Origin of the sequence: Mesorhizobium sp. M2A.F.Ca.ET.067.02.1.1 (assembly GCF_004023285.1) — a bacterium.
GTDB lineage: Bacteria > Pseudomonadota > Alphaproteobacteria > Rhizobiales > Rhizobiaceae > Mesorhizobium.
The window spans coordinates 1-8,050 of the sequence record NZ_RZSB01000226.1; the positions used below are offsets into that span (position 1 = coordinate 1).

General features: G+C 63.8%; 8 protein-coding genes. 3 read left to right on the top strand and 5 right to left on the bottom strand.

Annotated elements, in window-relative coordinates; translation table 11 throughout:
* Nucleotides 1–564, top strand: a 564-nt coding sequence (locus tag EOA28_RS16910; protein WP_128315068.1) for an SDR family NAD(P)-dependent oxidoreductase, incomplete at its 5' end; no start/stop codon positions are given.
* Between the two features lie 171 nt (nt 565–735).
* Here the strand turns inward: EOA28_RS16910 and EOA28_RS16915 are convergent.
* Complete coding sequence (locus EOA28_RS16915) at nt 736–1,362, bottom strand: MOSC domain-containing protein (protein WP_127250684.1); 627 nt, start codon at nt 1,360–1,362, stop codon at nt 736–738.
* A gap of 178 nt (nt 1,363–1,540) precedes the next feature.
* Between EOA28_RS16915 and EOA28_RS16920 the strand changes: the two genes are divergently transcribed.
* Complete coding sequence (locus tag EOA28_RS16920) at nt 1,541–2,107, top strand: isoprenylcysteine carboxylmethyltransferase family protein (protein WP_127250683.1); 567 nt, start codon at nt 1,541–1,543, stop codon at nt 2,105–2,107.
* Nucleotides 2,108–2,122: 15 nt separating this feature from the next.
* Here the strand turns inward: EOA28_RS16920 and EOA28_RS16925 are convergent, their stop codons facing one another.
* The 3 genes from EOA28_RS16925 to ettA all read right to left on the bottom strand — a co-directional run bounded on the left by EOA28_RS16925 (nt 2,123) and on the right by ettA (nt 5,820).
* Entirely contained in the window at nt 2,123–3,244 is a 1,122-nt protein-coding gene (locus EOA28_RS16925) for a beta-ketoacyl-ACP synthase III (protein ID WP_127250682.1), read from the bottom strand.
* Between the two features lie 118 nt (nt 3,245–3,362).
* Nucleotides 3,363–4,130 carry a trans-aconitate 2-methyltransferase gene (gene tam, locus EOA28_RS16930; RefSeq protein WP_127250681.1) on the bottom strand — a complete coding sequence of 256 codons (768 nt, stop codon included), beginning with the start codon at nt 4,128–4,130 and terminating at the stop codon, nt 3,363–3,365.
* A 40-nt stretch (nt 4,131–4,170) separates the two neighbouring features.
* Nucleotides 4,171–5,820, bottom strand: coding sequence for an energy-dependent translational throttle protein EttA (gene ettA / locus EOA28_RS16935; RefSeq protein WP_126060051.1), 1,650 nt, complete (start codon nt 5,818–5,820; stop codon nt 4,171–4,173).
* A 266-nt stretch (nt 5,821–6,086) separates the two neighbouring features.
* Between ettA and EOA28_RS16940 the strand changes: the two genes are divergently transcribed.
* Nucleotides 6,087–7,364 carry a GGDEF domain-containing protein gene (locus EOA28_RS16940; RefSeq protein WP_127250680.1) on the top strand — a complete coding sequence of 426 codons (1,278 nt, stop codon included), beginning with the start codon at nt 6,087–6,089 and terminating at the stop codon, nt 7,362–7,364.
* Nucleotides 7,365–7,393: 29 nt separating this feature from the next.
* Here the strand turns inward: EOA28_RS16940 and EOA28_RS16945 are convergent.
* On the bottom strand, nt 7,394–8,050 hold a 657-nt coding region (locus EOA28_RS16945; RefSeq protein WP_128315069.1), incomplete at its 5' end, for a ribonuclease.

Below are 8,050 nucleotides of genomic sequence, written 5' to 3' on the forward strand. Positions count from 1 at the left end.
ATCGAGGAAGTCTCCGAGCAGGAAGCGCGCGACCAGATCGAGACCAACGTGTTCGGCGCGCTCTGGGTCACCCAGGCGGCGCTGCCCATCATGCGGGCGCAGCGCTCCGGTCACATCATCCAGATCTCGTCGATCGGCGGCGTCAACGCCTTCGCCTCGATCGGCCTCTACCACGCCTCGAAATGGGCGCTGGAGGCATTCAGCCAGTCGCTCAGCCAGGAAGTCGCCCAGTTCGGTATCCACGTGACCCTGGTCGAGCCGGGCGGCTTCTCCACGGACTGGGCCGGACCGTCGGCCAAGGTTTCCAAGCCGATGGACGTCTATGAGCCGGTCCGCGCGGCGATGGCCGAACGTCGCAGCCGTTCGGTCGCCGGCGATCCGCAAGCAACCGGCCCGGCAATGCTGGCGATCGTCGATGCCGCCGAGCCGCCGCTCAGGGTCTTCTTCGGCGATGGCGGCCTGCCGATGATCCGGCAGGAATACGCCAACCGCATCGCCATCTGGGAAAAATGGGACCATGTCTCGGTGATGGCGCAAGGCGCCAACAAGAACCGGAAAGGCTAAAACTCTTTCGGCCGGACCTAAACCGGCCGAGGTATGCTGAGATTCAGGTCAGGGCGAGTCGAGAACGGTGGATTCCGAGAACCGGCGCGGAGCGTACTTTTGGGTACGTGAGCACCGGAAGCACAGGAAACCGCCGTTCGCAGGCCGGCCTCACCTGAATATCAGCATGCCTCAGGCGTAGATCCACTGCTCCGGCACCCGCACCGAGATCTCCTCGCCGGCCCTGATGACGCCCGGCTTCTCGACCCAGGCGACGAGGCCGCGCAGCCGTTTCGCCTCCTTGGGAAAGAGCAGCGCGGTGCCATCGGTATCTACGGCGCCGACATGCTCGGCGATCGCCTGTCCGGCAAAGCGGCACGGCTTGTTCTGGCCATCGACCTTGAGCGTCACGCCACCCTTGAAGAACATCAGCGAGCCGGCCGGCAGCATCGACAGATGCGGCACGCCTTCGACCACGAGATTGGCGCCGACCCACTCCGGCTTGATCTCCGCGAGGCCCATGCGCTGCGCGACAATGGCAAGTTCATCGGCGGCGACCACCGACAATTGCCGCTCGTTGCGCATCTCGGTGCCGCGCGGATACCAGGGCTCGCGCCCGCCCGAACGCCGGGTTGCCCCCGCATGAAAGTCGCCTGCGATACCGTCGAAGCCAAGCCGCAGTTCCTCGACCGCCCTCGTCTCGAAATGATCGTGCGGAGCTGCATAGAGCGCCGCTGCTTTGGCAGCGAGCTTGCGGCCCGGCACGATGTCAACCATCGGTTCTGCCATGGGAAAAAGTTCCAGGTTCGTTTCCTGCATGCCGCTGGTCTAAAGGTGCCGAAGAATGCGGTCCAGTCGAAAGCGCTGATGATCCGATCACGCCGCTTGATGGCGATCACGACGTTATTACCAAAAACGCCGGCACCGCCGCACCACACGTCGCATTGCCGCCGCGACGCTCCCCTAAATGATGGCGCAATCGGGAGGAGGCTCGATCATGCAGGTTGGACACGCAATCGCAGCACTCTGGCTGTTCTGGGTGGTGTCCTGGGTCCTTGCTGCTGCCTGGGCGGATCCCGCGCAAAAGCGCGCCGATCTCAAGTCGGAGGCGCGCTATCGTGTCCTTTTGCTTGCCGGCACCGTGCTGATGTTCGTGCCGGCGCACGGCTATGTCGGCAGGCTGCGGCTCTGGACGCCGACGCTCACCGAGGCTTGGATCTGCGTTGCGCTGATTGCTATCGGCATCGCCTTCGCCTGGTGGGCGCGCCTTCATCTCGGCCGGCTGTGGTCGGCCAACGTCACCGCCAAGGCCGATCATCGCGTGGTCGATACCGGCCCCTATGGCCTCGTCCGCCACCCGATCTACACCGGCCTGCTGCTGTCGATCCTCGCCACGGCGGCCGTCAAAGGCACGATATGGGGTATCGCGGGCGCGGCGCTGCTGCTTGTCGGCGTCGTCGTCAAGGCGAGGCTGGAAGAAAGCTTCCTGCGCGGCGAACTCGGCCCGGCCTATGACGACTACGCCAGGCGCGTGCCGATGCTGGTGCCGTTCGCGCCGGCGTAACGCGGCGGGATGGCTTTACAGCATTCTGAGCAGCGCGCCCCCAATCGAATAGCCGGCGCCGAAGGCGCAGATCAGGCCGAAATCGCCAGCCTTCATGTCGGCATGGTTCTCGGAAAGCGCCACGATTGCGCCGGCGCCGGCGGTGTTGCCGAGCCGCTCCAGCACCATGGGCGCGCGGTCATGGTCGACGTCATGGCCGAAGGACAATTTCAGGATCATCGCATTCATGCGCGCATTGGCCTGGTGCAGCCAGAAGCGGCGGATGCCCCCCGGTGTCAGCCCGTGCTCGGCCAGGAATTCGACGATGAACTTCTGCCCGGCAACCGTGACTTCCTTGAACACCTTGTTGCCGACTTGCTTGATGAGATTGCCTTCCAGGTTGATCATGTAGGGATCCTCCTGGGCAGTGCGCGTGTAATAGCCGAGATTGGTGCGGATGTTGTTCGACATCTGCGTCCAGGTGCGTGTGTCGAGCACCTCGAAACGCCCCGGCCGCTTCTCGCCTTGCGCCAGTCCCTCGACGACCATGGTGACCGAGGCGTCGCCGAAGATGAAATGCGTCTGCCGATCGCGGAAGTTGAGATGGCCGGTGATGATTTCCGGCGTCGACACCAGGACACGTTTGTGCGCCCCTGCCCTCACCAGGTTGACGGCGACATGCAGCGCGGCTGCCGCCGAAGAGCAGCCCAGCCCCATGTCGAAGCCGGCCCCCTTAGTGCCCAGCGCCTCCTGCATCTCGATGGCGATGGCCGGATAGGGCCGCTGATGGTGCGAGGCCGAGCAGATCACCAGGTCGATGTCTGACCCATCGACGCCTGCATGGGCAAGCGCCTTCCTGGCCGAGGCGATGCCGAACTCCGCCTCCAATGACAGCGCGTCGTCCGGCCGCGCCGGAATGCGCGGCGACATGCGAGTCGGATCGAGGATTCCCTCGCGCTCGATAACATGACGGCTCTTGACCCCCGAGGCATGCACGATGAAATCGCTGTCCGATTTCTGTAAAAGCGGCTCGCCGGTGTCGGCGCGCCGCGCATTCTCGGTGTCGACCCAACTGTTGAAGCTTGCGACCAGCTCCTCATTGGTGATGACGGGTTCAGGGATTTCGGCGCCGATGCCGCTGATGATGACGCGATGCATGTCCAATCCGTCCGAGGGGAGGCAAGTGGTGCCGAGGCGAGGCGCTACACTTGTCGCATTTGCCCGGTTTATTCCAGCTTAATTCGACAACCATCGCTGGCATTCAGGTGGTGGATGCTCAAGCGCGTTTGGCGACGATGAAGATACGCGGGAAGCGCAACAGCACCTTGCCGTTCGCGGTTTTCGGATAGGCCTTGGCGATCTTGGCGGTATAGCCGTCGAGGAACACTTTCTTCTGATTCGGATCGAGCGGATCGAGGAAGGGCTTCAGCCCCGTCGACTTGACCCATTCGACGATCGCTTCGGCGTCGGCCAGCGGATGGTTGTAGATCGTGTGCCAGATGTCGAGCCGGTCGGCGAGCGGCGACAACAGATCGTAGTAGAAGGACACCGGCGGCAGAGGTCCGCGCGCGGCGCCCTTGAGCCTGGCCGCAAACGGCACTTCCGCCGCGGTCTCGCGCATCAGCTGGTGCGAGGGCTCGCCGAGATTGTCCGGCATCTGCACGGCCAGGGCGCCGCCCGGCGCCAGAAGTCCAATCAGCCGCTGGAACACCGCCGGGTGCTCCGGCAGCCACTGGAAGACGGCATTGGCGAAGATCACGTCGACGGGATGCTCGGGCTGCCATTTGGCGGCGTCCGCCAGCTCGAAATTGACATTGGGCAGCCGCGCCCTCGCCTTTTCGAGCATATCGGGCGAGGTGTCGAAACCGCTGACCCGAGCGTCCGGCCAGCGCTCGACCAGAAGTTCGGTCGAGTTGCCCGGACCGCAGCCGATGTCGACGACGCGGCGCGGAAAATCGACCGGCACCTGCGCCACGAGGTCGCGCGCGGGCCGCGTGCGCTCATCCTCGAACTTCAGATATTGGGCGGCGGACCAGTCAGCCATTTGAGACCCTCGCTCTGTTCGCCGCCCCTTCGGACCGATGCTACCTTGTCAGCCGCTTGTGCGTCATGCGGTGTGGCGCCGCCGCTTCCGCACCGAGGCGGCGCAGCTTGTCCTTCTCATACTCCTCGAAATTGCCTTCGAACCATTCGACATGCGCGTCGCCCTCGAAGGCGAGCATGTGCGTGGCCATGCGGTCGAGGAACATGCGGTCGTGGCTGATGATGACCGCGCAGCCGGCATAGGCTTCGAGCGCATCTTCCAGCGCGGCCAGCGTTTCGGTGTCGAGGTCGTTGGTCGGTTCGTCGAGCAGCAGCACATTGCCGCCGCCCTTCAGCATCTTGGCCAGATGGACGCGGTTGCGCTGGCCGCCCGAAAGGTTGCCGACCTTCTGCTGCTGGTCGCCGCCGCGGAAGTTGAAGGACGAGCAATAGGCGCGGCTGTTGACCTCGTGCTTGCCGAGCTTGATGACCTCGGCGCCGCCGGAGATCTCTTCCCACACCGTCTTGTTCGGGTCGAGCGCGTCGCGGCTCTGGTCGACATAGCCGAGCTTGACCGTCTCGCCGATGCGGATCGAGCCGGCATCCGGCTTTTCCTGCCCTGTTACCATCTTGAACAGCGTCGTCTTGCCGGCGCCGTTCGGGCCGATCACGCCGACGATGCCGCCCGGCGGCAGCTTGAACGACAGGTTCTCGATCAGGAGCTCGTCGCCAAAGCCCTTGTTGAGGCCTTCGACCTCGATGACGACATTGCCGAGGCGCTCGCTCGCCGGGATGACGATCTGCGTGTCGGTCGGCTTGCGGTTCTGCGACTGCTCGACCAATTCCTCATAGGCCTTGATGCGCGCCTTCGACTTGGTCTGGCGCGCCTTGGGCGAGGACTGGATCCACTCGCGCTCGCGCCAGATCGACTTCTGGCGGGCGTCGTCCTCGCGCCCTTCCTGGATCAGGCGCTTGGCCTTGGCGTCGAGATATTTGGTGTAGTTACCCTCGTAAGGAATGCCGCGGCCGCGATCGAGCTCGAGGATCCAGCCGGTGACGTTGTCGAGGAAGTAGCGGTCGTGGGTGATGATCAGCACCGAGCCCGGATAGTCGCGCAGATGCTTTTCCAGCCACTGCGTGGTCTCGGCGTCGAGATGGTTGGTCGGTTCGTCGAGCAGCAAGAGGTCGGGCTGTTCGAGCAGCAGGCGGCAAAGCGCCACGCGGCGACGCTCACCGCCCGACAGGTTGGTCACTTCGGACTCCGGCGGCGGACACTGCAGCGCGTCCATCGCCATCTCGACCTGCTGCTCGAGATCCCACAGATTGAGGCGGTCCATCTCGTCCTGGAGCTTGGCCGACTCGTCGGCCGTCTCGTCGGAATAGTTCATCATCAGCTCGTTGTAGCGCTCGATGATGGCGGTCTTCCTGGCGACGCCGTCCATGACGTTTTCACGCACGGTCTTGGTGTTGTCGAGCTGCGGTTCCTGCGCCAGGTAACCGACGGTCGCGCCTTCTGCCAGCCACGCCTCGCCCTGGAATTCCTTGTCGAGCCCGGCCATGATGCGCAGGATCGTCGACTTGCCCGAACCGTTGGGGCCGAGGATGCCGATCTTGGCGTCCGGATAGAAGGACAGGTGAACGTTATCGAGCACCTTCTTGGTGCCATAGGCCTTCGACAGGCCTGACATGTGATAGATGAACTGGCGAGCCACGCGCGCTTTCCCTGGAAACTGAAGTGTCAAAGTGAATGGGGGTTGCGCGCTATGTAGGCGATGAAGCGCTGCACGGCAATCGCTTTCGGCGCGCAGGCCGTCAAACGGCGCGCATTCGCCGGTTTTGCGGTCCCACTCCGTCCATAGCTTTTCACCGCCGCCGGCCATGGCTTGAAATCAGCGGTTAACCATTCGCCTTCAAAACGCTAATAGGTTGGCAAATTGGCGGCCATGCCGCGGTTTCGGGGAAAGATCGGATCGACGACGTGCTGAACGGTGCCCTGCTCCTTGCCGAAGCGGTTCTGTATTTCGGCGCCATGGTCACGCTTTTCCGCTTCCGGCGACGCATCGGACTTGGCGTGTTCATCTGCGCGCTCGGCGTCATGCACTTCCTCGAAACCTACCTCGCCAGCGTCTTTTATGTCGCGCTGCCGTTCGGGCTGGTGTCGCCGGGCTCCGCCGTGCTGTTCTCCGGCAAGCTGGTGATGATCCTACTGCTCTACATGAAGGAGGATGCGGCGACCGTCCGGCAGCCGATCTACGGTCTTTTGCTCGGCAACGCGCTGATGATCGGCCTGGTGCTGATCCTGCGGCTGCACGCCGTTTCGCCGCTTCCCGACGGCAGGATGCCCGACATCGCCTTCATCGACGAGATGGGCTGGCTGATGGTGTGGGGCACCTCGCTGCTCTTCATCGACGCCATCCTGATCATCCTGCTCTACGAGAAGCTCGGCGCCTATCTGCGCGCCAGGCCGTTCATGCGCATCCTAGCATCGGTCGCCTGCGTGCTCACCTTCGATCAGGCCGGCTTCTTCACCGCGCTGCATTTCGTCGCCGGCGCGCCGATCGAGGTCTTCTTCGGGGGCTGGCTCGCCAAGATGGGCGCCGCGCTTGCCTATAGCGGCATGCTCATAGCCTATCTCAAATGGATCGAGGACAATGATGTCGCCGTACCGCGCGGCCTCTCCGACATCTTCGACACCCTCACCTATCGCGAACGCTATGAGGCCCTGGTCAAATATGTCGGCCGCGACGGTCTTACCGGCCTGCTGCATCGCGGCAGCTTCGATGCCGACGGCGAATCCGCGGTCACGGCCGCCATCAGGATGGGCAAGCCGCTCAGCCTCCTCATCGTCGACGTCGACCATTTCAAGTCGATCAATGACCGCTTCGGCCACGCCGAGGGCGACAAGGTGTTGAAATCGATGGCCGTGCTGCTGGCCGAGACGATCGGCGGCAACGATCAGGTGTTCCGGATCGGCGGCGAGGAATTCGCCATACTGACGCAACAGTCGCACGCGCCCGCCAGGCTGCTCGGGGAGACCATCAGGAACGCCACCAAGACCTCGGGGCATACTGCCCGCTTCAACATCACGGTGAGCGCCGGCGTCTCCACCGTCAGCGAGACGACACGCTCCCTGGCCGACATCTTCGCGCTGGCCGATCAGCGTCTCTACAAGGCCAAATTCAGCGGCCGCGACCGCGTAGTCGGCGAACCAGGCAGCGAGCCGATCATCATCCAGGCGACGCCCAGATCGGCCTGACCAAGAACGGCCTGCTCAATCAATCCCGCCTACTGGAAACCGATCGCGTCGACCGTCCCCTTCGGACAGCCGGCCTTGGCTGTCGGCGCGGACGCCATGAGGAGGTCGGCGAGCTTGCTGTCGGGCCCGATCGGGCCTGACAGGCCGAGCGTGATCTCGCCGATCAGACGCCGGCCGCTCGACGGGTCGACCAGACAGGAGACGCGCACGCGGTCCCCGGCGCCGGCGCCGAAGGCCGCGTTGAAGGCGCCGCGGATCTGGTCGGAGGTCAATTGCTTGCCGATGTTCTTGGTGAAGAGATCGCGCACCTGGGAAGCGTTCACCGCCCGCATCAGATTGAGCGCATCGGAGAAATACTCCTGCTGGCTCTTGCCGTAGCAGGTGCCGTGCTTGATCCATTCATGCCGCTCCAGCTTGGAGGCGGTGCCTGGCATCACCTGGTCGAGCTCGGCGCGCGTGTTCGCGTCGAGCTTTACCGGCGGCAAATCTCCCCAATGCGCCGGATTGTCATTGGCTTTGTCGGCCGCCGGCACCTGGCAATAGAAATTGCCGTTCGGCTGCGGCCACAATCCATGCAGCGTGAAATGCGAGGCATCGAACTCGGTGGGATTCTGCGCCTTGCATTCGGGCTTGCTTGCCTTGGTCTCGCAGAAGGCCGGCTCCCAGCTCAGCGCAAAGACATATTC

What these genes read in the sequence shown, in the direction of transcription:
- EOA28_RS16915 (WP_127250684.1), bottom strand. Translation starts at nt 1,362, where the DNA reads ATGCAGGAAACGAACCTGGAACTTTTTCCCATGGCAGAACCGATGGTT.
- EOA28_RS16920 (WP_127250683.1), top strand. Translation starts at nt 1,541, where the DNA reads ATGCAGGTTGGACACGCAATCGCAGCACTCTGGCTGTTCTGGGTGGTG.
- tam (WP_127250681.1), bottom strand. Translation starts at nt 4,130, where the DNA reads ATGGCTGACTGGTCCGCCGCCCAATATCTGAAGTTCGAGGATGAGCGC.
- EOA28_RS16925 (WP_127250682.1), bottom strand. Translation starts at nt 3,244, where the DNA reads ATGCATCGCGTCATCATCAGCGGCATCGGCGCCGAAATCCCTGAACCC.